The 26951-nt window shown below is 60.0% G+C and carries 25 protein-coding genes and 1 pseudogene; 12 read left to right on the top strand and 14 right to left on the bottom strand.

The window, feature by feature from the left end; translation table 11 throughout:
* The first annotated feature begins 33 nt into the window (after nt 1–33).
* On the top strand, nt 34–1314 hold the full coding sequence (locus tag ACM62Q_RS01470) for a DEAD/DEAH box helicase (RefSeq protein ID WP_415033204.1): 1281 nt from the start codon (nt 34–36) through the stop codon (nt 1312–1314).
* Between the two features lie 210 nt (nt 1315–1524).
* Here ACM62Q_RS01470 and ACM62Q_RS01475 read toward each other — a convergent pair whose 3' ends face one another.
* A complete protein-coding gene (locus tag ACM62Q_RS01475) occupies nt 1525–1965 on the bottom strand; it encodes a nucleoside deaminase (RefSeq protein ID WP_415033205.1) in 441 nt (146 codons plus the stop codon).
* A gap of 123 nt (nt 1966–2088) precedes the next feature.
* Here ACM62Q_RS01475 and ACM62Q_RS01480 point away from each other — a divergent pair, with 123 nt between their 5' ends.
* On the top strand, nt 2089–2472 hold the full coding sequence (locus ACM62Q_RS01480; RefSeq protein WP_415033206.1) for a cupin domain-containing protein: 384 nt from the start codon (nt 2089–2091) through the stop codon (nt 2470–2472).
* Here ACM62Q_RS01480 and recQ read toward each other — a convergent pair.
* The 6 genes from recQ to ACM62Q_RS01510 form a co-directional block, all read right to left on the bottom strand.
* Nucleotides 2469–4349: a DNA helicase RecQ gene (recQ, locus tag ACM62Q_RS01485; protein ID WP_415033207.1), complete on the bottom strand. Its 1881-nt coding sequence runs from the start codon at nt 4347–4349 to the stop codon at nt 2469–2471. The two genes, ACM62Q_RS01480 and recQ, sit on opposite strands and share 4 nt — an antisense overlap.
* A complete protein-coding gene (locus tag ACM62Q_RS01490) occupies nt 4346–5095 on the bottom strand; it encodes a UDP-2,3-diacylglucosamine diphosphatase (RefSeq protein ID WP_415033208.1) in 750 nt (249 codons plus the stop codon). Before ACM62Q_RS01490 ends, recQ begins: the two co-directional genes overlap by 4 nt.
* A gap of 69 nt (nt 5096–5164) precedes the next feature.
* Nucleotides 5165–5671, bottom strand: coding sequence for a peptidylprolyl isomerase (locus ACM62Q_RS01495; protein ID WP_415033209.1), 507 nt, complete (start codon nt 5669–5671; stop codon nt 5165–5167).
* A gap of 31 nt (nt 5672–5702) precedes the next feature.
* On the bottom strand, nt 5703–6260 hold the full coding sequence (locus tag ACM62Q_RS01500; RefSeq protein ID WP_415033210.1) for a peptidylprolyl isomerase: 558 nt from the start codon (nt 6258–6260) through the stop codon (nt 5703–5705).
* The gene (locus ACM62Q_RS01505; protein ID WP_415033211.1) at nt 6260–7582 is read right to left on the bottom strand and encodes a L,D-transpeptidase family protein; all 1323 of its coding nucleotides are present in this window, start codon (nt 7580–7582) and stop codon (nt 6260–6262) included. The genes ACM62Q_RS01500 and ACM62Q_RS01505 overlap by 1 nt, the downstream gene beginning before the upstream one ends.
* Nucleotides 7582–8784, bottom strand: a complete 1203-nt coding sequence (locus tag ACM62Q_RS01510; RefSeq protein ID WP_415033212.1) for a tetratricopeptide repeat protein — start codon at nt 8782–8784, stop codon at nt 7582–7584. The genes ACM62Q_RS01505 and ACM62Q_RS01510 overlap by 1 nt, the downstream gene beginning before the upstream one ends.
* Nucleotides 8785–8888: 104 nt before the next feature.
* Here ACM62Q_RS01510 and cysS point away from each other — a divergent pair, with 104 nt between their 5' ends.
* From cysS to ACM62Q_RS01530, 4 genes and pseudogenes are all read left to right on the top strand, one after another.
* Nucleotides 8889–10262 (top strand): cysteine--tRNA ligase, encoded by a 1374-nt coding sequence (cysS, locus tag ACM62Q_RS01515; protein ID WP_415033213.1) that lies wholly within the window; start codon nt 8889–8891, stop codon nt 10260–10262.
* Between the two features lie 303 nt (nt 10263–10565).
* Nucleotides 10566–10910, top strand: coding sequence for a type IIL restriction-modification enzyme MmeI (locus ACM62Q_RS01520; RefSeq protein WP_415033214.1), 345 nt, complete (start codon nt 10566–10568; stop codon nt 10908–10910).
* 33 nt (nt 10911–10943) lie between these two features.
* Nucleotides 10944–11036: pseudogene (locus ACM62Q_RS01525) on the top strand (transposase); the annotation flags it as partial.
* Nucleotides 11037–11117: 81 nt separating this feature from the next.
* Nucleotides 11118–11504 carry a hypothetical protein gene (locus ACM62Q_RS01530; RefSeq protein WP_415033228.1) on the top strand — a complete coding sequence of 129 codons (387 nt, stop codon included), beginning with the start codon at nt 11118–11120 and terminating at the stop codon, nt 11502–11504.
* Nucleotides 11505–11535: 31 nt separating this feature from the next.
* Here the strand turns inward: ACM62Q_RS01530 and ACM62Q_RS01535 are convergent, their stop codons facing one another.
* From ACM62Q_RS01535 to grpE, 4 genes are all read right to left on the bottom strand, one after another.
* Nucleotides 11536–12678, bottom strand: a complete 1143-nt coding sequence (locus tag ACM62Q_RS01535; protein WP_415033215.1) for an ABC transporter substrate-binding protein — start codon at nt 12676–12678, stop codon at nt 11536–11538.
* Nucleotides 12679–12779: 101 nt separating this feature from the next.
* Entirely contained in the window at nt 12780–13925 is a 1146-nt protein-coding gene (gene dnaJ / locus ACM62Q_RS01540) for a molecular chaperone DnaJ (RefSeq protein ID WP_415033216.1), read from the bottom strand.
* Nucleotides 13926–14011: 86 nt separating this feature from the next.
* Nucleotides 14012–15940, bottom strand: a complete 1929-nt coding sequence (dnaK, locus tag ACM62Q_RS01545) for a molecular chaperone DnaK (RefSeq protein ID WP_415033217.1) — start codon at nt 15938–15940, stop codon at nt 14012–14014.
* 69 nt (nt 15941–16009) lie between these two features.
* Complete coding sequence (grpE, locus tag ACM62Q_RS01550; RefSeq protein WP_415033218.1) at nt 16010–16534, bottom strand: nucleotide exchange factor GrpE; 525 nt, start codon at nt 16532–16534, stop codon at nt 16010–16012.
* A 218-nt stretch (nt 16535–16752) separates the two neighbouring features.
* Here grpE and ACM62Q_RS01555 point away from each other — a divergent pair, with 218 nt between their 5' ends.
* On the top strand, nt 16753–18099 hold the full coding sequence (locus ACM62Q_RS01555; protein ID WP_415033219.1) for a protein kinase domain-containing protein: 1347 nt from the start codon (nt 16753–16755) through the stop codon (nt 18097–18099).
* Between the two features lie 121 nt (nt 18100–18220).
* On the opposite strand, the gene ACM62Q_RS01560 is transcribed toward ACM62Q_RS01555, so the two are convergent.
* Nucleotides 18221–19840, bottom strand: coding sequence for a methyl-accepting chemotaxis protein (locus ACM62Q_RS01560; RefSeq protein WP_415033220.1), 1620 nt, complete (start codon nt 19838–19840; stop codon nt 18221–18223).
* A gap of 198 nt (nt 19841–20038) precedes the next feature.
* Between ACM62Q_RS01560 and ACM62Q_RS01565 the strand changes: the two genes are divergently transcribed.
* The 5 genes from ACM62Q_RS01565 (at nt 20039) to ACM62Q_RS01585 (ending at nt 26000) form a co-directional block, all read left to right on the top strand.
* Entirely contained in the window at nt 20039–21433 is a 1395-nt protein-coding gene (locus ACM62Q_RS01565; RefSeq protein WP_415033221.1) for a TolC family protein, read from the top strand.
* Entirely contained in the window at nt 21430–22668 is a 1239-nt protein-coding gene (locus ACM62Q_RS01570; protein ID WP_415033222.1) for an efflux RND transporter periplasmic adaptor subunit, read from the top strand. Before ACM62Q_RS01565 ends, ACM62Q_RS01570 begins: the two co-directional genes overlap by 4 nt.
* Nucleotides 22668–23366, top strand: a complete 699-nt coding sequence (locus ACM62Q_RS01575) for an ABC transporter ATP-binding protein (protein ID WP_415033223.1) — start codon at nt 22668–22670, stop codon at nt 23364–23366. The genes ACM62Q_RS01570 and ACM62Q_RS01575 overlap by 1 nt, the downstream gene beginning before the upstream one ends.
* Nucleotides 23363–24583 carry an ABC transporter permease gene (locus ACM62Q_RS01580; protein WP_415033224.1) on the top strand — a complete coding sequence of 407 codons (1221 nt, stop codon included), beginning with the start codon at nt 23363–23365 and terminating at the stop codon, nt 24581–24583. Before ACM62Q_RS01575 ends, ACM62Q_RS01580 begins: the two co-directional genes overlap by 4 nt.
* Before the next feature lie 130 nt (nt 24584–24713).
* Entirely contained in the window at nt 24714–26000 is a 1287-nt protein-coding gene (locus ACM62Q_RS01585; protein ID WP_415033225.1) for an FAD-dependent oxidoreductase, read from the top strand.
* Between the two features lie 67 nt (nt 26001–26067).
* Here ACM62Q_RS01585 and ACM62Q_RS01590 read toward each other — a convergent pair whose 3' ends face one another.
* On the bottom strand, nt 26068–26583 hold the full coding sequence (locus ACM62Q_RS01590) for a DUF411 domain-containing protein (RefSeq protein ID WP_415033226.1): 516 nt from the start codon (nt 26581–26583) through the stop codon (nt 26068–26070).
* Nucleotides 26577–26951, bottom strand: a 375-nt coding sequence (locus ACM62Q_RS01595; RefSeq protein WP_415033227.1) for an ankyrin repeat domain-containing protein, incomplete at its 5' end; no start/stop codon positions are given. The genes ACM62Q_RS01590 and ACM62Q_RS01595, both read right to left, overlap by 7 nt.

A 26951-nucleotide genomic window follows, 5' to 3' on the forward strand; every position in this document is an offset into this window, starting at 1 on the left:
GGGCGCTCATCCCCGTTTTTTCTGGAGTATGTCATGTTGTTTTCCGAACTCGGCCTGCAGGCCGACATTCAACGCGCCGTTGTTGAGCAGGGCTATAGCACGCCCACCCCGATTCAACAGCAGGCCATTCCCGCCGTGCTGTCAGGCCACGATTTGATGGCCACGGCGCAGACCGGCACGGGCAAAACGGCAGGTTTCACGCTGCCCATCTTGCAGCGTTTGAGTCTGGGGGCGCCGGATAAATTGTCGCGCATGGCGCGCACCCCGCGCGTGCTGGTGCTGACCCCGACGCGTGAATTGGCGATCCAGGTCGAAGAAAGCGTGCGCACCTACGGCAAATATTTGCCGGTCAATTCGCTGGCAGTGTTTGGCGGTGTCGGCATCAACCCGCAAATTGCTCATTTACGCCGGGGCGTGGATATTCTGGTGGCGACACCGGGGCGCTTGCTGGATCATGTGCAGCAAAAAACGGTGGATTTGTCGGCGATCGAAATTTTCGTGCTCGACGAAGCCGATCGTATGCTCGATATGGGCTTCATTCGTGATATTCGTAAAATCATCGCCCTTTTGCCGAAAACGCGGCAAAACCTGCTTTTTTCCGCGACTTTTTCGCCAGAAATTCGTGAACTCGCCGCCGGTTTGTTGCATCAGCCGGTTTCCGTCGACGTGGCACCGCGTAATACTGCCGCCGAAACGGTGGTACAAAAGGTGATCGAATGCAACCGCGAGCAGAAAAAAGAATTGCTCAAGCATTTGTTTACCACGCGCAGCTTGCATCAAGTATTGGTGTTTGCGCGCACCAAACACGGTGCCGACGCGCTTGCCCGCACGCTCGACAAGGCTGGCATCAAGGCGGCGGCCATTCATGGTGATAAATCGCAGGGGGCGCGCACCCGCGTGCTCGCTGAATTCAAGGAAGGCAAGCTGGTGGCGCTGGTGGCGACCGACATCGCCGCGCGCGGTATCGACATCGACGCTCTGCCTTACGTCATCAACTACGAACTGCCCAACGTGCCGGAAGATTATGTGCACCGCATCGGCCGCACCGGCCGCGCCGGTATGGAGGGCGAGGCGATTTCGCTGGTTTGCCACGACGAAAGGCCGCAGTTGAAGGATATCGAAAAGCTCATCAAACGCAGCCTGGAGCGCATCGAAATCGCCGGCTTCGAACCCGCCGCCGTCGCCGCGCCGCGCCCAGCGCCCCAACCGCGCCCGCCTCGCCCGGGAGGTAAACCCGCGCCGTCCGCTAAGCCCGCTGCCGCCAAGAATGCCCGACCGCAACAGCAACGTCATTCCGGGAGCCGGCATCGCTGAGGAAAAATACACAGAGAAAGCTTAAAAAAACCCGCCGCGGCGGGTTTTTCCACGTCAGACAGGGGGAATCTGGCGGTTCTCGGATCAGGAAAAATTTAGGGCGCGAAGCACGACATGTCATCGCTGACGGCGGCGATGTCGGCGATTTTTCTTGATAGGCAATGGTTTTTATATGTGGTGAATCAAACAGCAATTTACCAGCCTTGTTTTTCAATCCGCGCCGATATCCTCATTCCATAAATCCGGGCGGGCAGCGATGAAATTACGCATCAGGCGGATGCAGGTCTGGTCCTGCAGAACCTCCACGCTAACGCCGCGTGCGCGCAGGAGTGCTTCGTCGCCCATGAAGCTTTGGTTTTCGCCGATCACCACGCGGGGGATGCCGTAGAGCAGGATGGCACCAGTGCACATCGGGCAGGGCGAGAGCGTGGTGTAGAGCACAGACTCCCGATACACCGCCGCCGGCTGCCGCCCCGCGTTTTCAAAGGCATCCATTTCCCCGTGTAGAATCGCGCTGGCGCGTTGTACTCGCCGGTTATGTCCCCGTCCGATGATGCGTCCTCGATGCGCGATGACCGAGCCAATTGGAATCCCGCCTTCGTCCAGCCCCTGCTGCGCTTCGGCGATTGCGGCTTGCATGAATTCGTCCATGATGATCTCCCTGGTTGGGTTTGTGGTTTCGTTGCCGTTCGATTTTATTCAAATTCGCCCCCAACACCCCGCAGTTGCATTCCGCGGTTGTGCTTCACGATTACCCCTCTGAGTGGACAGAACATGCAGGAGAAAAATGTGAATTTCAAGCGGCAGGCTTACGCGGCGGTTACGCCCTATGTGACCAAGGACGGCTCGCAAATCCGCGAACTGATGCATCCTGCCGTGCATGGCAACCAGGCTCAGAGCCTCGCTGAAGCGACACTTCAGCCCGGTCAGCGCACCCAGTTACACCGTCATCATCGCACCGAGGAGCTCTATCACATCACCGCTGGCAGTGCTTGCATGACTTTGGGTGATGCCGAGTTCACCGTAGAGCCCGGCGACACCATCTGCATTGCGCCCGGCACGCCGCACCGTATCGCCGCGCTCGGTAATTCGCCTCTCAGACTGCTGTGTTGCTGCTCGCCGGCTTACGATCATGAAGATACCGAGCTTCTGGATTAAATACCCTCCGCGGGCTGGTGTGGATGCGGTTTCGCGGACAAGGGGACGTTTTCCCCCCGGATCAACTGCAGCAATTCCTCTCCGTAATGCTCGATCTTGGCGCTGCCCATGCCGCTGATTTGGGCGAGCAGGCCGTGGCTGACGGGGCGGCATTCGGCGAGTTCGCGTAAGGTTTTGTCGTGCAGGATGACGTAGGCGGGGACGCCTTGTTCGCGGGCGGTGTCGGTGCGCCAGCGGCGTAGCGTCTGGAACAAATTTTCGTCCGCCGGTGCCAGGGGCGGGCCGCCGACGGTGCCGACGGTGCTGCCGGTCGGGCGGCGGTTGCGCTCCTTGCTCGTGCTACTGCCCAGCGCGGGGCGGCGTAGCTGGACGCTACGCTCGCCTTTGAGCACGGCGCGGGAATCCGCCGTGAGATGCAAGGCACCGTGTTCGCTTAAATCGACATACACCAGACCGGCAGCGGCCAGTTGGCGGAAGATGCTTTTCCATTCGCGTTCGTCGAGATCGCTGCCGACGCCGAAGGTGGGCAGGCGGTCGTGTCCCCATTGGCGCATTTTGTCGCTCGCCTTGCCGCGCAGCAGGTCAATCAGGTGGCCGACACCGAAACGCATGCCGGTACGGTAAATGGCGGAAAGCGCTTTTTGTGCGGCCAGGGTGCCATCCCAGAGTTCGGGTGGCTCGCTGCAGACATCGCAGTTGCCGCAGGGGGTGCGCGTCTCGCCAAAATAGTCGAGCAGCACTTGACGGCGGCAGCGCGGCGCTTCGCAATAGGCCAGCAGGGCGGTCAAACGCTGCGCTTCGAGGGTTTTCTGGCGTTCTTCTGCGCCGGAGTCGTTGATCCGCGCGTGTTGCAGAGCAAGGTCTTGCATGCCGTAGGTCATCCAGGCGACGGCAGGCTCGCCGTCACGCCCGGCGCGCCCGGTTTCCTGATAATAGGCTTCGATACTTTTGGGTAGATCGAGGTGGGCGACAAAGCGCACGTCCGGTTTGTCTATGCCCATGCCGAAGGCGATGGTGGCGCAGATGATGAGCCCCTCTTCGCGCAGAAAGCGGCGTTGGTGGGCGCTGCGCTCTTCGTGCGGCAGGCCGGCATGGTAAGGCAGCGCCGGGTAGCCTTGCGTTGTCAGCCAGCTGGCGGTTTCGTCGACTTTTTTGCGTGACAGGCAATAGACGATGCCGGCCTGACCGCGCCGGGGGGCGAGGAAAGTCAGCAGCTGTTGGCGGGGGCTGTCTTTTTCGACCACGGTGTAGCGGATATTGGGGCGGTCGAAGCTGGAGAGAAAAACCCGCGCTTCGGAGAGGCCCAGGCGTTGCAGGATTTCCGTTTGCGTGGCGCGGTCGGCAGTGGCGGTGAGTGCGATGCGCGGCACGGCGGGGTAGCGCTCGTGCAGGGCGGAGAGTTGCAGGTATTCCGGGCGGAAATCGTGCCCCCATTGCGACACGCAGTGGGCTTCGTCGATGGCGAACAGGGCGAGCTTCTGCGCTTCGTACAGGGCGTCGAAGAGCGTCAGCGTGCGCTCCAGCATGAGGCGTTCGGGGGCGATGTACACCAGATCGAGCTGGCCGGAGAACATCGCCTGTTCGACGGCCTGGGCGCTGCGCCAGTCGAGGGTGGAGTTGAGGCAGGCGGCGCGCACGCCGAGCTGGGTCAGCGCATCGACCTGGTCTTGCATAAGGGCGATCAGCGGCGAGACGACAATGGCGCAACCCGGGCGCAGCAGCGCGGGGATCTGGTAGCACAGACTTTTGCCGCCGCCGGTGGGCATCAGCACCAAAGCATCGCCGCCCTGGCTAATGTGGCGGATGATTTCTTCTTGCTCGCCACGAAAGGCTGGGTAGCCGAAGGTGGTGCGCAGAATGTTGAGGGCGGCAGTCACGCGGCGGTTTCGGTCGCGGTTTCGGCGGGCAAAAACAGCGTTTCGCGGCGCAGCGCAAGACCATCCCAGACGAGATAATCGCCCCGGTCTTCATGCCAGTCGCCGAGCACCCAGCGTTCGACGTGGATACCGTCGACGAAATGATCGTGTGTGGCGGCTTGGTGGGTGTGGCCGTGAATGAAGGTGGCGTAGCCGTGGCAGCGCAAAAAATCGTCGGTGGCGGCGGGGTTCAGGTCTTGATACACGGGATTGCGCGCTTTGTTGCGCGCGCTGCGCCAGCGGATATAGCGCCCGAGAAGCGAGCGCAGCCAGCGCGGTTTTTGCAGCATGCGTGCCAGCCAAGCCGGGTCACGCACCCGGGCGCGGTAGGCGACATAGGCGGGATCGTCCAGACAAAGGGCATCGCCGTGCGCGAGGATGAAAGACCAATCGGGCAGATGTAATTCAAAAGGGTCGGGAATCAGCTGAGCGCCAGTACTTGCGGCAAATTTTTCACCAAGGGCGAAATCGCGGTTGCCGTGCATGATGTGGATTTTTACCCCGGCCGCGCTGGCCTCTTTGAGTGCCGCGCTGATCGTGCGGTGCCAGTCATCGCTGATGTCGTCGCCTACCCAGACTTCGAACAAATCGCCCAGGAGATAGACCGCTTCGGCGCGGCGTGCGGGGCCGGCGAGAAAATCGAGAAACAAACGCGTCGCCCCGGGCGAGCGGGGCGACAGGTGCAGATCGGAAGCAAATAAAAGCATGGGGGACGGTGAGAAAAGGCGGTTATGGCGTGCTTTGACGCCGGCTAAAACCAGTCTTTGCTCAGCGCATCAGGCGATGACTTCGGCCTTTTCGATGACGACGCTTTCTTTCGGTACGTCCTGATGGAAACCCTTGTTGCCGGTGGGCAGAGCGCGAATTTTGTCGACCACGTCCATGCCCTCGATGACTTTACCGAAAACGCAGTAACCCCAACCCTGGCCGCTCGGCGCTTTGAAATCGAGAAAATCGTTATCCACGGTGTTGATGAAGAATTGCGCCGTGGCCGAATGCGGGTCGTTGGTGCGCGCCATGGCGATGCTGCCGCGCGTATTCTTCAAACCGGCTTTGGCGGTTTGCTCGCCTTCGTTTTCGATGGGGTCTTGCGTGGGTTTTTGATCCATGTTCGGGAGCATGCCGCCGCCCTGGATCATGAAATTCTTGATGACGCGGTGAAAAATGGTGCCGTCGTAGTGGCCGGCTTCGACATAGGCAATGAAATTTGCCGTGGTTTTGGGGGCATTGACGGCATCCAGTTCGAGGGTGATGACGCCGTGGTTGGTGCTGAGCTTGATCATGAGGTTTTCCGTAAAGGGTTATTTTGTTACGTTATTTTTCAGAAATGATGCGAACGTTCTTGATGACGATGGGTGTGCCGGGGACGTTCTGGTGAAAGCCGAAATTGCCGGTGCGCACGTTGGCGATTTTGTCGACCACGTCCATGCCTTGGGTCACCTTGCCGAATACGGCATAGCCCCAACCGTCGCGGCTCGGGTAGTCAAGCGGCAGGTTGTCGGCGTGGTTGATGAAAAACTGCGCGGTGGCGGAATGCGGATCGTTGGTGCGCGCCATGGCGAGCGTGCCGCGGCGGTTTTTCAAACCGTTTTTGGCTTCGTTTTCGATGGGCGCACGGGTCGGTTTTTGTTCCATCTTGCCGTCAAAACCGCCGCCCTGAATCATGAAACCGGGAATGACACGGTGAAACACGGTGCCGTTATAAAAACCGTCGCGCGCGTAAGCGAGAAAGTTTTCCGCCGATTTTGGCGCATTTTTGGCATCGAGTTCGACGGTGATATTACCCATGCTGGTTTCCAGTTCCAGCGTCGGCGCGGCCCAGACGGCGGCGCTCAGGCCAAGTGTGGCGAGGGCGAGGGTGAGTTTTTTCATTAAGCGGCTCCTTCGTAAATGATTTTCCACTGAGCGCCTTCGCGCACCCAGTATTGGCGTTTCTTCATGCGGTTATCGAGGTTGTTGCTGCGGTAATCCTGCTCGAAGCTGACAACAATGACTTCTTCAGCACCAGGATTGCGGAAAAACGAGATTTTATCCAGTTTTACCTTGATCCAGTTTTTTCCCGCATTGACTTGGCGCTTTTGCGCGGCAAACCGGGAAAAATCCTGGCCGTCGGCGCTAAATTGTTTTGAGTAGTGGGTGAGATAGCGCTCGGTGTCGCGACTTTCCCAGTCGCTGCGCCAGGTTTCCAGCGTGCGCGCGAACTCTTCCCGCTCCTGTGCCCAGGTTTCGGGCGAGAGCCATTCAAGTTGTGGACTGATGATGACGGGGGTCAAACCGACCTGCAGATAGCCGCGCACCGCGTCCAAATCCTGATTGGTGAGCACGACGCAGCCGTCGGAAGCCAGCGGTGGGCGGGCAAAGGTGTCGGATTGCGTACCGTGCAACCAGATGCCGCTGCCGCCCCGGCCCCGGCGACGATCCCATTCGTTGGGGAAATTGATCGGAAATGCGCCGCTGCCGTAGAGGTCGGGCAGTTTTTGCCGGGATAAATCGGCCGTGACGTGATAAACGCCGAGCGGGGTTTTTTTGTCGCCCTCGTAGAATTTGTCGGCACCGAGTTTGCCCTGGCTGACATAGTAATCGGCGACAAAGCGCGGCTGCCCGCCAGCGGCATCGTTTTCGTAGAGATAAAGGCGCGAACGCTGGGTGTCGACGATGACGGCGTAGCGCTGTTCCGGGCGCATCTGCAGCAGATAGCGTGGAATTTGATCGGTAGCGGGTTTCTCACGGTAGGCTTGCAGGCGGCGCAGGGCTTCAGCGCGCAGGTCGGCGATTTTTTCGCTGGCAGCGCCCGGTGCCGCGCCAAAGTGGCTGAGTGGGTGGGTGCGGGCAAGTAGCAGATCGCCCTTGATGAGATGCGCTAAACGGTAGTTGGGATGGCGCTCGATCAGGGTTTCGGTGAGCTGCAAGGCGCGGCCCAGTTGGTGCGCTTCGATGGCAGAAAAAATTTCCTGCAAAGCGGCCTCTGGCGCTGTTGCCGCATCGGTTGCAGGGAGGCTTGCGGCGGGGGCGCTCGGCGCAGCGGCTTGCGGCGGTTTGTCCTGCCAGACGGGCAGGGCGGCAGCCGCATCCGGACGCACCAACGCCGGCGCGGAGGCCGGCGTCTGGCGGGTGGTGAGTTCTATGACGGACGGTATTGCAATGACCGCTGCCAAACCAACCAGTAGCAGCGGTAACCAGAACTTCTTTGGCATCAGCGGGCGATTTCTTCCTTGATCAGCCACTTGCCGCCGCTATGCACGAAAACCAGTGTCTTGGTGCTCGAGCTGTTCAGGCCGGGCGCCTTGTAGTGCTGGCGAAAGCGCGCCTTGGCCTGGTCGCCTTCGATAGAGATGCTGGGTTCATCGAAGCTTACGGAGATTTTGCCGCCGCGCTTGCCGATACGTTGCTGGCGCTCGTTTTCCCAATCCTTTCGGCTCATGCCGTTGGGGGCGAAACTGCTGGTGTAAGCGGCAAAATAGGCCTTCATGTTCTTGCTCGACCAGGCATGGGCCCAGTTGTTGAGTGCGGCGAGCACGGCATCGTTGCCATTTGCGGGGGCGGCGGGTTTGCTGCTGGCCGGGGTTTCCTTGGCGGCCGGTTTTTCGGCGGCAGCGGCCTGGGGTGCGGCTGTGGTTTTGCTTGCGGCAGTTTGCAACGGCGTTTGGGCGGCGGCTCCGGCGGTGGTGGCGACGACGCTCGCCGTCGTGGCGGGCGGCGTGGTCGTCACTGTATTTGCTGGGGTGGCAGCGGCGGTCTTGGTCGGAGAGGGCTGGGTGGGCGGGGTGGTTTGGGCGGCTGCCAGGGTGGCGGTATCGCCCGTTGGTGTGGCCGGGGCCGGCGGACGCACATTGCCTTTGCCGGAAGTGCTGATCAAATCGCGGATGAGCGCCAGTTTGTTTTGCGTGGCGGCATTGGCGTTATCGAGTTGCAAGGCCTTGTCATAGGCTTGGCTGGCGAGTTTGGCATAGACATCGCCCAGGTTTTCGTAGGCAATGGCGTAGGAAGGGTGGGTACGGATCGCCATTTCCAAGGCGGTGCGCGCTTTGTCGTATTGTTTCTGCTGGGCGTAGAGCACGGCCAGATTGTTATAGGGCTCGGGCAGCTCCGGGTAGTCTTCGGAGAGCTTGGTGAATACGCCGATGGCATCGGCTGGGCGGTTCATTTCGGTGAGGATGATGCCTTTGAGAAAGCGGCCCTGGGCATCTTTGGGGCGGCTGCTCAGATATTGTTCGGTTTTTTCGAGCGCTTGGGCGTGCTGGCCCTGCTTGATGAGGCGCTGGATTTCCGGGAGATTGTCGGCAAAAACCGGTGCGCTAAAGCTGATGCAAAGCCCTAAGGCAATCGCGCGCAGAGCGTGTGAACGGGGCGGAATCGACGTGCAGGAGCGGGAATGGGAGCGCGGAGAGGTAGTCATTGCCGTGTTACAATCCGTAGGTTTTGAATCGCTGGATTCTAACAAATATCCCGGGGGTTTTATGCCTTTTCCCTGCCGGATTTAACAATTCTTTTCATTCCAACATGCTAAAAATATACAATTCGCTTAAACGTGAGAAGGAAGTATTCAAGCCCATCCGTTCTGGAGAGGTGCGCATGTATGTTTGCGGCATGACGGTGTACGATTTCTGCCACCTCGGTCATGCCCGCGTGATGGTGGTGTTCGACATGGTGTATCGCTGGCTGAAGGCTTCCGGTTATGCCGTCACCTATGTGCGCAATATTACGGATATCGATGACAAAATCATTCGGCGGGCTATTGAGAACGGCGAAACCATCGGCCAGCTGACCGAGCGCTTCATTGCGCATATGCACGAAGACGCCGATGCCCTAGGCGTATTGCGCCCCGATCACGAGCCGCGAGCGACACAGTATGTGCCGCAGATGCAAGAAATTATCCGCAAACTGGAAGCCTGTGGTCTGGCCTATCAAGCGAGCGATGGCGACGTGAATTACGCCGTGCGCAAGTTTCCGGGCTACGGCAAGCTGTCCGGCAAATCGCTCGACGATCTGCGCGCCGGGGAGCGGGTGGAAGTCGATAGCGCCAAGGACGATCCGCTTGATTTCGTACTGTGGAAGCACGCCAAACCCGGCGAGCCGGCGTGGTCCTCGCCCTGGGGCGAAGGCCGCCCGGGCTGGCACATCGAATGCTCGGCGATGAGTTCCTCTCTCCTGGGGCAGCATTTCGACATTCATGGCGGCGGGCAGGATTTGCAGTTTCCGCACCACGAAAACGAAATCGCCCAGTCAGAAGGGGCGAACTGCTGCACCTACGTCAATTACTGGATGCACAACGGTTTCGTGCGGGTCGACAACGAGAAAATGTCGAAGTCGCTGAACAATTTCTTCACCATCCGCGAAGTTTTGAAGCAATACGACCCCGAGGTGATCCGCTTCTTTATTTTGCGCGCCCACTACCGCAGCTCGCTCAATTATTCCGACGCCCATCTGGACGATGCCAAGCGCTCGCTCGACGCGCTTTACTTCACCCTGCGCGACGTGCCGCCCGTGGCGGTGGCGATCGATTGGCACAATGAACATGCCGCACGCTTTGCTGGTGCCTTGAACGAAGATTTCGACTCGCACGGCGCGATTGCCGTGCTGTTCGAGTTGGCAGCCGAAGCCAAACGCCAGAAATCAGCGCAGCTTGCCGGACTCTTGCAGGCGCTGGGCGGCATCATCGGCCTGCTGGAACGCAGCCCGCAAACCTACCTGCAGGCCGGCCCCGGCGCAGGCGAACTGGACGCGGCGCAGATCGAAGCGATGATTGCCGCACGCACCGAAGCCAAGAAAGCGCGCGATTTCGCCAGCGCCGACCGCCTGCGCGATGAATTGAAGGCGGCAGGCGTGATCCTCGACGACAGCGCCCAAGGCACGACCTGGCGGCGGGCGGGTTGATCAAGCACTGCGCTGCCGAGGGATTCGGCGCGCTGCTGTAGCCTAGCCCCCGGTCCCCCGGCGCTGCTGCGGATGCGGGGCCAGCCTCAGCACGGCTATGCGCTATTCATCACAAGCGCAAGCCGGTGGCCGAGGTGGCCGAGCGTCTGCTGTGGGTGAAGTTATGAAGGCTTTCATTGCTGGGCTTGGTATTACAAATAACTTAAAAAGTGTCCGACGCCGTAATATGCTTCACCGACGCAATACGCATCTACACTAGCATCGCTAAAACGCCTTCAACCCACTTCGCCCCTGTGTCACGCCATGCTCGAACAAGAACAAATCGACGAACTACAAGAACAAGCCGAAGAATTCGCCCGCGATTTCGCCAATGCCCACTACGAAATGGGCCAAGCGCAAAACTTCATGCGCGGCTTTTGCGACATTTTTGGTGTGGACTGGAAAAGCGGCATCCAGTTTGAAGAGCGCATCCCAAAAGAAGGTGAGGCAGGCGGCAACCGCCGCATCGACGGCTTTTTGCCCGGCCTATTGCTCATCGAAATGAAATCCACCGACAAAGACATGGAAGAGGCCCGCAAGCAAGCCATGGGCTATGTGCAAATCATCCAAAACATGAGCTTCCCCCGAAATTTAGTCTGCCAAGGGTGACCTAAAATTAGCGTTACTTTTGGAAGGCAAAAAATGAAAATACCGAAGCAGGCATACACGACCGAGTTCAAGGAACAGGCGGTCAAGCGCGTCAAGGATGGGCAGAGCGTCAGCCAGGTTTGCAAGTGAGCTCCCCCCGAAATTTAGTCTGCCAAGGGTGACCTAAAATTAGCGTTACTTTTGGAAGGCAAAAAATGAAAATACCGTCTGACTGGCCGCACCTGGCAAAAGCTCAAAGGCGGCATGCCTCATAACGAGCTGAAGGCAAAGTGCATACCGGCGCTGACTGAGATTGTTCAGCGTGGCGCAGCTCAGGGACAGTGGATGCCATTGAGCAAGAAGCGTTCCGATGACCTGAAAGCGTTCCTGTATGTGCAAGCCAAGGTTCAGGTTGGTAACGAGGTGGCCGATGTTGTGGTCAGCATTGGGCGTGGCAACTTTGGCGACCGCGCCCACAACCTGCTTCCGGAAACGAAAATGGACTCCGTTTTACCCCAGAAATTTGGCCGGGGGTCGGAGTCCATCTCGGCCGATCTTGCGACCGACGGCACCAGCTTGCCAGATCCTGGTGAAGAATTCAATCTCATCATCTAGCTCCCGCCCCCGTGGAAATTCATCGGGTAGATCAGCGCAGCAGCTTGCCGCCTGGCCCGATCACCGTCATTTCAACAAAGCGCGAGCCGCTGCGGGCGCTGTTGGAATAGCTTACCCGGTAGCCGCCGAAATCGACGTTGTTGATGCTTTCCAGGGCGCTGACCAGTTTTTCGCGCGATAGATCGCGCCCGGAGCGGCGCAAGCCTTCGACCATGACGCGGGCGGTAATGTAAGCCTCCAGGCCGTAGTAAGAGTATTGGCCTGCTTTGGCCGCCAGCTTCTGGTATTCGCGCACGACGGGAATGGTGTCGTTCCAGGGGTAGGGCACGACTTGTGAAATGCCGATGCCGCGTGCTTCTTTGCCCAACTCCTGCACCAGTTGCTCGGTGCCGACTGGGGAGACGGTCATGAACATGGGGTGTTGCCCGGCTTGTTTCATCGCGCGCACAAAGGCGCTCGTGGGTTTGTACAGGCTGACCATGACGACCGCTTGCGGGCTGGCTTTGCTGATAGCCTGTACGGCGGCGCTGACGTCGATGGCATTGCGCTCGACCGTGCCGACGGCTGCGGGTTTCAGCTCATGTTTTTGCAGGGCGGCGGTGACGCCATCCAGACCGGCCTGCCCGAAACCGTCGTTTTGGTAGAGCACGGCGATGTTGCGTATGCCCAGGGCCACCAGTTGATTAACAATGGCGCTCGTTTCGTCGAGGTAGCTTGCCCGCACGTGGAACATGAAGCGGCTGTTGGGGTTTTGCGCAATCGGCTGGCGCAGCGTGGGGGCCCCGGAAATGGTGCCAACCAGCGGCACACCAGCCGGACCGAAGACCTTGTTCATGGTCGCTTCGGTGGGGCTGGAGCCGAAGAAAGAAAGCAGCGCGAAAGCCTGTTTGTCCTTGATCAGGCTTTGCGTGTTGGCAACCGCCCGTTCGGTTTCGTAGCCATCGTCGAGGGCGACGAGTTCGAGCTTGCGCCCGTTGATGCCGCCAGCGGCATTGACCTGGGCAAAATAGGCCTGGATCGTCTGCTGCATTTCGCTGCCGTAGGCCCCGTTGGTGCCGCTCAAGGGGGCCGACATGCCCAAAGTTATGGCGTTATCGCTGACGCCGGGCTCGGCGGTGCAGAGTGCAGATAGCGCCAGCAGGCTGGCGGCAACGAGATGCTTGAAACGCTCCATGCGAATCCCCTTGGAAAAATATGCCGGGATTTTAGCAGTGAGAAGGCCCGCGCCGGTCCACCTGGTGGTGTTTTCCCGTGGCGGGGCTGATTGGCTGAAGATTATTCGCCGAAAAACTCCCGTACCTTGTCCATCCACGATTTGGCGCGGGGATTGTGTTTGTGGTTGGCGTCTTTGCTCGATTCTTCCAGTTCGCGCAAAAGCTCTTTCTGGCGTTCGGTCAAATTGACTGGCGTTTCGACGATGACATGACACATCAAATCACCGTGGCTGTTGCTGCGCACCCCTTTGATGCCCTTGCCGCGCAGGCGGAAAACGCGCCCGGACTGGGTTTCCGGCGGAATCTTGATGGCCGCGGCACCGTCCAGTGTCGGAATCTCGATTTCGCCGCCGAGCGCAGCGGTGGCGAAGGAGATCGGCATTTCGCAGTGCAAATCATTGTGCTCGCGCTGGAAAACCGGGTGTTGCTTGAGGTGGATTTGTACATACAGGTCGCCCGGCGGCCCGCCATTGACGCCGTGTTCGCCTTCGCCGGCCAGGCGGATGCGGTCGCCGGTATCGACGCCGGCGGGAATTTTCACCGACAGGGTCTTGTGTTGCTTGATGCGCCCCGCGCCGCCGCAGCTTTTGCAGGGGTCGGCGATGTAACGGCCGGTGCCGTGGCACTTGTGGCAGGTTTGCTGGATAGAGAAGAAGCCTTGCTGCAGGCGCACCTGGCCCGAGCCGTTACAGGTGGGGCAGGTTTTTGGCTGGGTGCCGGCCTTGGCCCCGCTGCCCTTGCAGGGCTCGCAGACTTCCATGGTCGGGATGCGGATCTTGGTTTCCGTGCCCTTGGCGGCCTGTTCCAGGGTGATTTCCAGGTTGTAGCGCAAATCGGCACCACGGTAGATGTTGGAGCGCGCACCGCCGCCACCGCCGCCGCCACGGCCACCAAAAATTTCGTCAAAAATGCCGCCGAAGGCATCGGCAAAACCGCCCATACCGGCACCGCCGCCAAAACCGCCGCCCATGCCGGCTTGTGGATCGACACCGGCGTGGCCGTATTGGTCGTAGGCCGCGCGCTTTTGGTTGTCCGAGAGAATTTCGTAGGCTTCCTTGGCTTCCTTGAATTTATCCTCGGCCGCCGGATTGTCCGGGTTGCGGTCGGGGTGATATTTCATGGCCAGTTTGCGGTAGGCCTTCTTGATTTCGTCGTCGGCAGCATCGCGGTTGACGCCGAGGATTTCGTAAAAATCGCGTTTTGACATGTCTGTTATACCGTCTTATGTGACAAAGGCACCGAGCGCTGCCGGGGGTTTCCGGGGAGCTCGGTGCCGTGTGGCTGAGTCAAGAATTACTGTTTCTTGTCTTTGTCCACTTCGGTGAATTCGGCATCGACGACATCGCCTTCCACCGTTTTTTCGCCTTGCGGCTGCGCCTGCTCCGGGGCGTCCTGTGTCTGCTGGGCGGCGTAGAGTTTCTCGCCAACCTTCATTACCGCCTGGGTGAGGGCTTCGGTTTTGGCGTTGATGACCTCCTTGTCGCCGTCGCGCAGCACCTCTTCCACCGCCTTGATGGCGTTTTCGATGGTTTCTTTTTCAGCGGCGTCGAGCTTGTCGCCGTGTTCAGTCAGCGATTTTTTTGCCATGTGGGCGGCGCTGTCGGCCTGGTTGCGGGCGTCCGCCAGTTCGTGCGCCTTCTTGTCTTCTTCGGCGTGCAGTTCGGCGTCCTTCACCATGCGCTGGATTTCGTCCTCGCTCAAGCCGGAGTTGGCCTTGATGGTGATCTTGTTTTCCTTGCCGGTGGCCTTGTCCTTGGCGGTAACGTGCATGATGCCGTTGGCGTCGATGTCGAAAATCACCTCGATCTGCGGCATACCGCGCGGCGAGGGCGGGATGCCTTCGAGGTTGAACTGGCCGAGGCTCTTGTTGCCGGCAGCGACTTCGCGCTCGCCTTGCAGGACGTGGATGGTCACGGCGGACTGGTTGTCGTCGGCGGTCGAGAAGACCTGGCTGGCCTTGGTCGGGATGGTGGTGTTCTTCTGGATCAGCTTGGTCATGATGCCGCCCAGCGTCTCGATGCCGAGCGACAGCGGGGTGACGTCCAAGAGCAGCACGTCCTTGACGTCGCCTTGCAGCACACCGCCCTGGATGGCCGCGCCGACGGCGACGGCTTCATCCGGGTTCACGTCGCGGCGGGCTTCCTTGCCGAAGAATTCCTTCACCTTCTCCTGCACCTTGGGCATGCGCGACTGGCCGCCGACCAGGATGATGTCGTCGATGTCAGCGGCTTTGACGCCGGCATCTTTCAAGGCGATTTTGCACGGTTCGATGGAGCGGTCGACCAGGTCTTCCACCAGGGCTTCGAGCTTGGCGCGGGTGATTTTCACGGCGAGGTGCTTGGGGCCGGAGGCATCGGCCGTGATGTAGGGCAGGTTGACTTCGGTCTGCTGGCTGGAAGAAAGCTCGATCTTGGCCTTTTCGGCGGCTTCTTTCAGGCGCTGCAGGGCGAGCACGTCCTTCTTCAGATCGACGCCCTGTTCTTTCTGGAATTCGCCGATGATGTAGTCGATCAGGCGCTGGTCGAAGTCTTCACCGCCGAGGAAGGTGTCACCGTTGGTGGCGAGCACCTCGAACTGCATTTCGCCATCGACGTCGGCGATTTCGATGATGGAGATGTCGAAAGTACCGCCGCCCAAGTCATAGACGGCGATCTTCTTGTCCTTGCCGGCAACCTTGTCCATGCCGAAAGCCAAGGCGGCTGCGGTCGGTTCGTTGATGATGCGCTTGACTTCCAGACCGGCGATGCGGCCGGCGTCTTTGGTGGCCTGGCGCTGGCTGTCGTTGAAGTAGGCCGGCACGGTGATGACGGCTTCGGTGACTTCTTCGCCAAGATAATCTTCGGCAGTTTTCTTCATCTTGCGCAGCACTTCGGCGGACACCTGTGGCGGGGCGACTTTTTTGTCGCGTGCCTCAACCCAGGCATCGCCATTGTCGGCCTTGACGATTTTGAAGGGCATCAGGGCGATGTCCTTTTGGACTTCTTTTTCCTCGAAACGGCGGCCAATCAGGCGCTTCACCGCATACAGCGTGTTTTTCGGATTGGTGACGGCCTGGCGCTTGGCCGGTGCGCCGACGAGAATTTCACCGTCGTCGGTATAGCCGATGACGGACGGCGTGGTGCGCGCGCCTTCTGCGTTTTCAATGACTTTCGGCGTGCCGCCTTCCATGATGGCGACACAGCTGTTGGTGGTGCCGAGGTCAATACCGATGATCTTGCCCATGTTGGTTTTCCTTCAAAATAAATGATCGATGTTCGTGAATTGGGGGCGTCTTGGCCGATTTCAAGCGTTTTATTTGCTCTTTGCCACCATGACCATGGCCGGACGCAGCACGCGTTCGGCGATCAGATAGCCTTTTTGCAGCACGCTGACGACGGTGTTGGCTTCCTGCTCTGCCTCGACCATGGCAATGGCTTGATGCTGGTGCGGATCAAATTTTTCGCCGACTGGATTGACAATTTGCAGCGCATTTTTCTCAAAAGCCGCCATGAGTTGCTTGTCGATCAGCTCAACGCCGGTGCGGAAGGTGTCGACGGTTTGTTCTTCCACCGCCAGCGCTGCATCCAGGCTGTCTTTGACGGCGAGCAGGTCAGCGGCAAATTTTTCGACGGCAAATTTATGTGCTTTGCTCACGTCTTCTTGCGCCCGGCGACGCACGTTTTCCGCTTCCGCTTTGGCGCGCAAAAAAACATCTTGCAGTTCGCTGACCTGTGCGGCCAGTTTTTCATTGCTCGCTTGCAGTTCGCTCAAGTCTGCAGTGGGCGCTTCCGGGGCGGAGGGCTCGGGGGTTTGCGAGAGGATTTCTTCGTTGGCCATGCGTCTGTTCTCCAAAAAAACTTAGAGGCAGATGGGGCCGCTGCCGGTAATTTCAAGGCCTGGTGCAAGAAATCTTTATGCGAGAATTTAACATTCCTTGACCATGCGCTTTTGTCGGGCGTGCTAGCATCGGCCGAATCAAGCGCTGGTGGCAGCCAAAACGCTGCGCCGGAGCAAACTCTAGGCATGACTTCAATGCGAATTTCAAGCTGATGGAAATGGAAGCGATCGGTAAATACCGCGTCATTCGCGAACTGGGTAAGGGCGCGACAGCGACGGTGTATCTGTGCGACGACCCGGATGCTGGGCGTCAGGTGGCGGTCAAGTTGATTCGTTTTGGCAAGGATTGCGCCGCGATGTCGCGCCGTCTGCGTAAATTGTTTCAGAACGAAGGCATGGTGTCGCGCCGCCTCAATCACCCGAATATCGTGCAGGTGTACGACGCGGTGGTGGAAGACGATTACGCCTATCTGGCGATGGAGTTCGTCGATGGTTTCAGCCTGGAAGACCATTGCCGCATCGACAAACTGCTGCCCATGCACCGCGTGGTCGGCATCATTTTCAAGTGCGCCATGGCGCTCGACACGGCATTTCGTCAGGGCATCATCCACCGCGACATCAAGCCGGCCAATATCCTGATTGCGGCGAATGATGAGCCGAAAATTGCCGATTTTGGGCTGGCGCTCAATCTCAACAAAGACCTCGATCGCGATTCCACCTTCATCATGGGCGTGGGTTCGCCCGCCTACATGTCGCCGGAGCAGATCAAGGCCTATCCGCTCAACCAGAAAACCGACCTGTATTCGCTGGGCGTGCTGATGTTTCAGCTACTCACCGGCCGCCTGCCGTTTCGGGCGAACAATCAGGCGACCCTGGTGTACAAGATCATCAACACCGATGCGCCGCCGGTGACGGCGCTCAATCCGAATCTGCCGGAAGCGCTTAATGCGGTGGTGAAAAAGGCGCTGGAAAAAGATTTGTACAGCCGTTACCGCAATGGCGCGGAAATGGCGAAAGATTTGTCTACGGTGCGCTTCCAGATTCTCGAAGACGATGAAACGGTGAACGATAACCGTCATTTCGAGCGTCTGCGCCGTCTGCCGTTTTTTACCGAATTCGAGAACGTCGAGCTCTGGGAAGTGCTGCGCGTCTCCGTGTGGCGCGAGGTGGCGGCGAACGTCGCCCTGATCCGCGAGGGCGAGCACAATAAACTCTTTGGCATCATCATCGAAGGCAACGTCGAAATTTCGCTTGCAGGCAAGGCGATTTGTCGCCTGGGTGCGGGGGAGCCGGTGGGTGAAGTGACTTTCCTGCACCCGGCGAGCGACCTGCGCCATACCAGCGCAGTCACTCTGGAGCCGACCCGCTTTCTCGAAATCAACGCCTCGGCGCTGTTGCTGGCTTCGGAAGAATTGCTGGAGCGCATGAAGAACAGCCTGCTGGTGCGCTTCATCGAGCGTTTTCGCAGCATCAACAAACTGGCGGCGGCGCAAGGCGCGCGCGCCGTCGACCCGCTGCAAAGCTCGCAATACGGCAGCGGGTTTGGCTTGAAGCTGGTGGATTGAGCGAAACTTGCAGGGGCTGAAAAGCCTGCTGCGTGCACCACGAACGGATAAAAACAGGCCCGGCAGATGCGCTGCCGGGCCTGTTTTTATCCGCTTCTGATTCCGGTTATGCCGGCCTGTTTTACACCCGGAAACGTCCGACCAGATTCGCCAGGCTGTCTGCCAGGCGTTTGAGTTCGTGCACCGTGTGCGTGGTGCGGCCGACGGCGCTGTCGTTGTCGCGCGCCATGCCGGCAATGGCTTCGATGTTGCTTTCGACGTCGCCGGAGAAATGGTGCTGCTGCTCGGTGGCGGCGGCGATTTCATCGAGGCCGTGATCGACTTCGGCGACCGAACCGCTGGTCGATTCGAGGATGTTGGCGACGGCGGTGACGGCCGTCTGGCTGCTGTTCAGGTGGTGCACACCGGCTTCGATGCTGCGCCGCACGGAAACCGATTGGGCGTTGAGCGCCGCCGTGATGGTGTCGATTTCGCTCGCCGAGCGCGCCGATTTTTCGGCAAGTTTGCGCACTTCATCGGCCACCACGGCAAAACCGCGGCCTTGTTCGCCGGCGCGGGCGGCTTCGATGGCGGCGTTGAGGGCGAGCAGGTTGGTCTGGTCGGCGATGTCCTTGACTTCGCGCGTCATGGCGCTGATGGCGTCGGTGTTGTGTACAAAGTTTTCCACCGATTCGGCCATTTCCTTGACTGCCCGCTCGACCACCGACATTTCGCTGAGCAGGGTTTGCAGGTTACGGTTGCCTTCGTTGGCGCGATCCAGGCTTTCCTGCGATTGCTGCTGTACCCGCTCGGCGCTTTGGGCAATGGCGGAAATGCTGGCCACCAGTTGCTCGACCGAGGCGGCGGCAGCATTGGATTTTTCGTTTTGCTGGCGCGAACTGTCGGCAACCTGGTCGGCGCTTTCCGTGAGATTGGCAATACGCGTCGATACCTGGCCGGCGGCATCGCGCACCTGGCTGATCAATTGCTGAAAATTGGCCATCATGTCGTTGAATACTTCAGAAGCCTGGCCGACTTCGTCTTGCCCATTGACCGGTAGGCGCCGCGTCAAATCGCCGTCGCCGCGCGCAATGTCGCGCAAACCGCTGCGCAGATGTTCGAGCGGGGCGGTGACGAAATGGCGGGTGAGGAAATAAATGATGACCAGCAAAAGCCCCAGCGCGCCCAGCGCAGCGCCGGCAATTTTCAGGCGGAAAGCCGAGACTTCCGCTTCCACGGAATCGAGCGAGACTTTCATGCTGACCAGGCCCAGTACCGTGCCTTCGGGGGTTTGGTGGCAGAGGATGCAATCCTTGCCGAGGTAGTTTTTCGCGGCTGCGGTGGGGTTGATGACGCGCAAGAAAGCGTGCCCGTCTTCGTGATCCACGGCCATGTATGGTTTGCCGGTCTGCATGACCTGTGCTTCGAGCGCGTCGAGCTTGCGGCTGCCTTTAGTGTCTGGGCCATAGAGTTTGCTGACCGCTTCGCTGCGGGCGACGTGCAAATCCTTGATGATGGAGAGCTGCTTGATCTGGTCGAGGAAGACTTCCCGCTGGCCGACGGTGCCGGTGATCATCATGCCGGTGAGGCCGGCCATGGTCATTTCGTGGATGCTCTGGGCAAATTCCTGGGCTTGCTTGATCGAGGTGTCGCGGTTGACTTGTGTGGTCCAGACAATCGCACCGGCCCAGATCAGCGCCAGGGCAAACCAGATGGCGGCGGTCAGGCGAACCCAGATTTTCAAGTCGGAAAAACGAGACATTGTTATGGCCTTTGTATGATTTTTGGTAAGGCAGCGTTGGGCGAAAACGTCCTTGCTGGTTGAGCTCCCTATAAGATTGTGCCAGTCGGGAAGCAGGGTGCCAAGAGGAATGTCACTTATTCGCTTGTTTGCATTTGCCGACGTTTATGAACATTTTGTAACAGCGGCAGGGAGGCAGTCGACGGTACACTGCGCGCCATGTTGCCGATCAAACCCTTAATTTTCTCACTTTGTGCGTTCTTTTCCGGTGCCGCGCTGAGTGCTGATACGGACTACGCCGATCCTTTACGCACCGAGGAGGCCCTGCGTTTGCAGGGGGCTGCGCTGCTGGCGGGGCGTGTTGCCGAGCGCCCTTGTGCCGAAACCTTGCCGGTGACGCCTTTGAGCGCTGGCGATGCGGTGGACCTTGCCTTGTGTCGCCAGCCGCAAACGCGCGAAATCTGGGCGGCGGCGCGTTTTCAGGCGGCACAGTTGGGCGTGGCGCGTGCGGCCTGGTGGCCAGCGCTCGATGCGCACGCAACGAGTAGCCGCAATCGCCGGGAAGGGCAGAGCAGTACGCAGCACAATCTGGCGCTTTCTTTATCTTGGCTTTTGTTTGATGGCGGTTCGCGCCAGGCCAGCGAAAATAGCGCGCAAGCCTTGCTCGATGTGGCGCTGGCCAATCGTGACAGCAGTGTTCAGACGGTGTTTCTCGCGGCATTGCAGGCCTATTACACGGCCCAGGCGACGCAAGCAGCGGTGTTGGCGGCGCAGGAGAGTGAGCGCGCGGCGCAGGAAAGCCTGGCGGCGGCGCAGCTACGCTATACGGTGGGGAGTGGTACGCCGGCCGAGCGCCTGCAAGCGCAAACGGCGGCTTCGCAGGCGCGCTTGAACCGCCAGCGCGCCGAGGGCGAGGCGCGCAATGCGCAAGGGGCTTTGGCCAATGCCTTGGGTTTTTCGGCGACGACCGTTTTTGCTTTGGCCGAACCGGCGGCTGTCGATGGTGTGGCCGACTTTCGGCAAGATGTGGATAGTTTGATACGCAGTGCGCTGGAACAGCGCCCCGATCTGCGCGCCGCCCAGGCCCAGTTGCGGGCTGCTGAAGCCAATATCGATGCGGCGCGGGCACAAAATTGGCCAACCTTGTCCTTGAGTGCCGGCCCCAGCTGGCAGCGCCTGGAGGGCGATCATAGTCGGGGGAATAGTCTGGGCTTGAGCTTGAATATCCCGTTGTTTGACGGTTTTGAGACCCATTACCGCACGCGCGCCGCCCAGGCGCAGCGCGATGTGCGTCAGGCGCAGCACGAAAGTTTGCAACAGCGCGTTTCGCTCGATGTCTGGAAGGCGTACCAGAATGTGCAAACGGCGCTGGAGGCCGTGCAGACGACACGCGATCTGCTGGCGAGTGCCGAACAATCCGAGCGGGTGGCGCTGGGGCGTTACAAAGCCGGCGTTGGCACGGTGCTCGATGTCTTGAGTGCGCAGAGTGCGCTGGCCAGTGCGCGAGTGCAGCGTATTCAAGCGACGCTGGATTGGCAGGTGTATCGCGCGAGCCTGGCGCAAGCCATGGGGGCGCTGGATGAGCGCGTGCTCACGACTGCAGAAAGACCATGATCATGAAGAAAAAAATCATTTTCGCCAGCCTTGCCCTGGCCGCTTGCGCCGCGTTGGCTTACTGGTGGAACATCGGGCGCGTAGCGCAAGATCCGGCCCAGCGTTACCGCACGCAAGAGATACAGCGCGGCAAGCTCATACAAAGCGTATCGGCCAACGGTACGTTGAATCCGGTGGTTCTGGTCAGTGTCGGTACGCAGGTTTCGGGGACGGTGAAAAAGCTTTACGTTGATTTCAACGATCGTGTCAAAGCCGGGCAGGCTTTGCTGGAGCTCGATGACGCGCTGGTTGCGGCGAGCGAGCGGCAAAGTGCGGCCAATGTGCTGAGCGCGCAGGCGGCGCTGGAGTTGGCAGTGGCCAATGAAACCCGGATGCGCGCCTTGCTGGGGCAGGAATATGTTTCCAAGCAGGAATACGAGCAGTCGGCCCAGGTGCTGAAATCGGCGCGGGCGCAGCTGGCGCAGACGCAGGCGCAAAATGCGCGCGACCGTGCGAATCTGGGCTATACCGTGATTCGCTCGCCGGTGGATGGCGTGGTCATCGATCGCGTGGTCGATCTGGGGCAGACCGTGGCGGCCAGTTTTCAGACGCCGACCTTGATCAAGATCGCGCAGGATTTGAGCGAAATGCGCATCGACACGAGCTTTGCCGAGGCCGATCTAGGCCATATCCGGGAAGGGCAGAGCGCAAAATTCACGGTCGATGCCTTTCCTGATCGTCAGTTTAACGGCGTGGTGCAGCAAATTCGCTTGAACCCGACGACGCAGCAAAACGTGGTCACTTACAACGTGCGTATTTCGGTCGCCAATCCCGAGCACATCCTGCTTCCCGGGATGACGGCTTACGTCACGATAGGCGTGCAAACGCGCGAAAATGCCTTGCTCGTGCCGAATGCAGCGCTGCGCTTCAAGCCCACTGAGGCGGCGGATAAGGCCGATAAAGCGAAGGCGGGCGAGAAGGCGGGCGAGAAGGGGGGCGAGGCGGGACGCGGCGGCGCGGGCGGCAGCAAAGAGAAAAAACGCAGCGGCCAAGGGGCGACGATTTATGTGCTGGCGCAAGGGCAGTTGCGCCCCGTGCAGGTACGCCTGGGCATTACCGATAGCCGCAACAGTGAAATTCTGGAAACTGCCGATGCCTCGGATAAATCTGTGTTGCAGTCCGGTGCGCAGGTGGTGATTGGTGAGAACGGCGGTGGAGCCAAGGCACCGTCTTCCGTTGGTATGCGGATGTTCTGATGGCTGAAAGCGTCATTCGGGTTGAAGGTTTAGGCAAGTCTTACCAGACGGCGGCAGGAGAATTTCCGGCCTTGCGCGGGGTGGATTTGGCGGTCGAAGCCGGTGAGTATCTGGCGATCATGGGGCCCTCCGGTTCCGGGAAATCGACGTTCATGAATTTGCTGGGTTGTCTCGACCGGCCGAGTAGCGGGGCCTATTACCTTGCCGGCGCGGCGGTGGCGCACATGCCCGCCGACGCGCTGGCGCGTTTGCGTAATCAAACCCTGGGTTTCGTTTTTCAAGGCTTTAATTTGTTGCCGCGCATGAGTTTGCAAGACAACGTCGCGCTCCCTTTGGTCTATGCCGGTATCGATAAACCGACCCGGCGGGCGCGCGCCTGCCAGCTGCTCGCGCGCGTTGGTTTGGGGCAGTACGCCGATTCTCTGCCCAGCCGTATTTCCGGCGGCCAACAGCAGCGCGTGGCGATTGCGCGCGCCCTGGTCAATCAGCCGCGTCTGATTCTTGCCGATGAACCGACCGGCAACCTCGACAGCCAGACCAGTGAAGACATCATGGCGCTGTTCGATAGCCTCAACGGCGAGGGCATTACCATCGTGCTGGTGACGCATGAAAACGACATTGCCGAACATGCCAAACGCCAGGTGCGCTTTCGCGATGGGCGTATCATCAGCGACCATTTGACCGGAGCCGCGTCATGATTCGCCCGATGCTGGGAGAAGCCTGGTCGGCGATGAACGCCAATCGTCTGCGCGCCATGCTGACCATGCTCGGCATGGTCATCGGCGTGGGCGCGGTGGTCATCATGCTGGCCATCGGCCAGGGGGCGCAGTACGCCATTCAGCAGACGATCAGCACCATGGGCTCCAATCTGTTCATCGTGCTCTCCGGTTTTTCTTCCAGCGGCGGCGTCAGAAGCGGTAGCGGCGGCGGACCGACTCTGACCGTGGCCGATGGTGAGGCGATTGCCGAGCTCAGTGGGGTGATCAACGTTGCTCCGACACACCAAGGCTCGCGCCAGGTGATTTATGGTGCGCAGAACTGGAGCACGCAGGTGATCGGCACGACACCCGCTTACCTCGATGCGCGCGCCTGGAGCATCGCCAGCGGTAGCAGTTTCAGCGAATCCGATGTGCGTTCGGCGACGCGTGTGGTGGTCATCGGCAAAACCGTGGCAGAAAACTTGTTCGGGGAGGAAGACCCTGTCGGCAAAACGATGCGCATCCAGCAAAGCCCTTTCGTGGTGATCGGCGTGCTCGTGCCCAAGGGGCAAAGTTTGGATGGGCGCGATCAGGACGATACCGTGCTGATTCCGCTCACCACCGCACAGCGCAAGGTGTTCGGCACACCGTTTGTCGGTTCGGTGCGCATGATCATGGTGCAAACCGCGCAGGCCGAGAATATGGGGGCGGTGATGGATGAGGCGAGCGCACTTTTGCGTCAGCGCCACCGTTTGCGTGAGGACACGCCGGACGATTTCTTCATGCGCAACCTGTCGGCCGCGGCAGAGTCGGAAGCCGCCACGACGCGCACCATGTCCTTGCTGCTCGGGGCGATTGCCTCGATTTCTTTGATCGTCGGCGGCATCGGCATCATGAACATCATGCTGGTCTCGGTGACCGAGCGCACGCGTGAAATTGGCATTCGCATGGCGATAGGGGCGCGTCAGCGTGACATCTTGCTGCAGTTTTTGTTGGAGGCGGTGATGATTTCCTTCGCTGGTTGTCTGACGGGCTTGCTGCTGGGGATTGCCGTGGCGCTCACGGTGAACGCGCTGACCGGTATGGTGGTGGTCATTTCCGGAAGCTCGGCCTTGCTCGCTTTTGCCGTTGCGGCGGGCGTGGGCATCTTTTTTGGCTGGTATCCGGCGCAGAAAGCGGCCCGTCTCGATCCGATCGAGGCGCTGCGTTACCAGTAAATGGGCGTTTTTCATTGAAAGCGGTTATTGCCCGATAAGCGCAGACAATGCCGGGCGTTGATTTGATCTGGCGCGTTTACCGTAGCAGCAGGGCGTTTTAGCCTGCCGGTTTTCTTGCCGGAAAGCCGCCATGCCCAGCCGTTTTATTTCTTCTTCTGCAGTATCTGCTCCCTGTATGCCGCTGCGCCGTCGTGTTTTACTTGCCGCAGCGCTGTGGCCGATGTTGCGTGTGGGGCAGGTGCAGGCGCAGTCGAAAAGCGCCCGGGTGGTGATTGCCGGCGGCGGCTGGGGTGGTTTGCGCTCGGCGGCGGCGTTGCGCCAATTGGCGCCGGGATTGCGCGTTACGGTGGTGGATCGGGCGCGTCATTTTTCTTCCAGCATCGGCAGCAACCGTTGGTTGGTCGATCATGCCGGGGCCAGCGCACCGGTGCAACATGAGTATGGTGCATTGGCTGCGGCGCGCGGCTATCGCTTCGTGCAGGCAGAAATCAAAGGCATCGAGCGCGCCGCCCGGGTGGTGCACACCAGCGCCGGAGAGGTGCATTACGATTGGTTGGTGCTGGCACCGGGCGTGGAGGAGCGCTGGCAAGATTGGGGAATCAGCGATCCCCTCCAGCGTGCCCGGGCGCAGGCGGAAGTTTCTGGTGCCTTGGGCGGCGCTGCGCAACTGCCGGCTTTGCGCGCACGTTTGCAGGCTTTTCGCGGCGGCGATTTGGTGCTGGCCTTGCCGCCCGCCCCCTATCGTTGCCCGCCGGCACCGTATGAACGGGCGGTTTTACTGGCCTGGTGGCTGAAAACCCAGCGTTTGCCGGGCAAGCTCATCGTGATCGATCCCAACCCCTTGATGCCGGCCTATCGACGGGCGTTTAACGACACCTGGCGAGAGCAGATCACTTACCTCGACCACGCTCGGGTGCATCAGATTGATCTGGATAAACGCAGCATCAGCACCGATATGGACGACATTCCTTTTGCCGCCGCGCTCGTGTCGCCACCGCAGCAAGCCCCGGCCTGGCTGGCTGAGGCTGGTTTGTTGAGTTCGGCGAGTGATTTGTGGGGCGCGCAAGACCCGCTGAGTTTGCGCAGCCTGGTCGATGAGCATGTTTTCATCATTGGTGACGCTGCCGGGCGGGTGTCGCCGCAATTTGGCCATTATCCAAAAACAGCGCACGTTGCGGCGGCGATGGGGGAGATGGTCGCCGCGCAAATCGCCGGGGTGGTCAAGCAGGCCAGCTGGCCGGCCAGTGTTTGTCATGTGCTGACCGGCGTTGCGCCGGAGTCAGGCATACGCTTGGAAATCGATTACCGCCGGCGCGGCGATGGTTTTCTCATGCAGGAAATTCGCCAGCAACAGCAGGCCGATCCGCTGGCCGCAGCCGCTGCCTGGGCGGCGGCGCAGTATGCAAATTTTCTGTAATGGCGGGTGATAAAAACTTTGGCGGGCGGCACTGGCCGGCCCGCATCGGTGTTGGCAGCCTTTAGTTTTAGTGGCGGGCCCAGGTTTTGGTGGAGCCATCCGGCAAAACGAGCAAGGTCTGGTAGAACTCCCGGCGCACCCGTTGTGGTGCGGTGTTGGTATCGAGCACGGTGCAGGCGGTCTGGCAGGTGGGGCTGGAGTATTCCCGGCCCGGTGCGCCCAGCGGCAGGCCAGGAACGGCCAGACCGAGGGCTTTGGGCTTCTCGCTGAGCAATTCCTTGATTTGGTCGGCGTGCACGTGGCCTTCGATGAAATAACCGGCGACGGTGGCACTGGGAACGGCTTCCAGCTCGTGCGGCACCTTCAGTTTGCGCTTGATGGCGTCCATTGCATCGGTTTGCGTGACTTCAACCTTGAAACCTTGCTGGCGCAAATGCTCGGCCCAGTCGATGCAGGCCAGGCACACTTTCGGCATGTAGGCTTTGATGGTCGGTAATTCGGCGGCTTCTGCCGTGCCGCCGAACAGGCCAAGGAGTAGTAGTGTGGAAAACAGCGCCGAGCGCGGGGTAGAAAATTTCAGCATGGTTTTTTCGCCTGACAGCCTTTCAAAATCCACAGGGCCAGCACGCCGGCCGTTTCGTCCGCTTTGACCTTGCGCGCCATGGCGGTGGCGTCACGTCCGTTGTCGGTGATGGCCAAGGGATCGGAGCCCGCTTCAAGAAGAATTTGCACATGCGGCGTGCGGCTGGCGTAGGCCGCCATATGCAGCGGCGTTGCGCCTTCGGCATCGCGGGCGTTGACGTTGGCCCCGGCGGCGATCAAGGCGCGCAGGGCGCTGGTGTCGGGATTCATCGCCGCCAGATGGATGGCCTGTGAGCCGAGTTGGGTGCGTTGGTCGCGGGTGTCGGGGTTTTTTTTCAGTGCCTGTTTCACTGCCTCGCCATTTCCCAG

This window comes from Azonexus sp. (genome assembly GCF_047638095.1).
Lineage (GTDB): Bacteria > Pseudomonadota > Gammaproteobacteria > Burkholderiales > Rhodocyclaceae > Azonexus.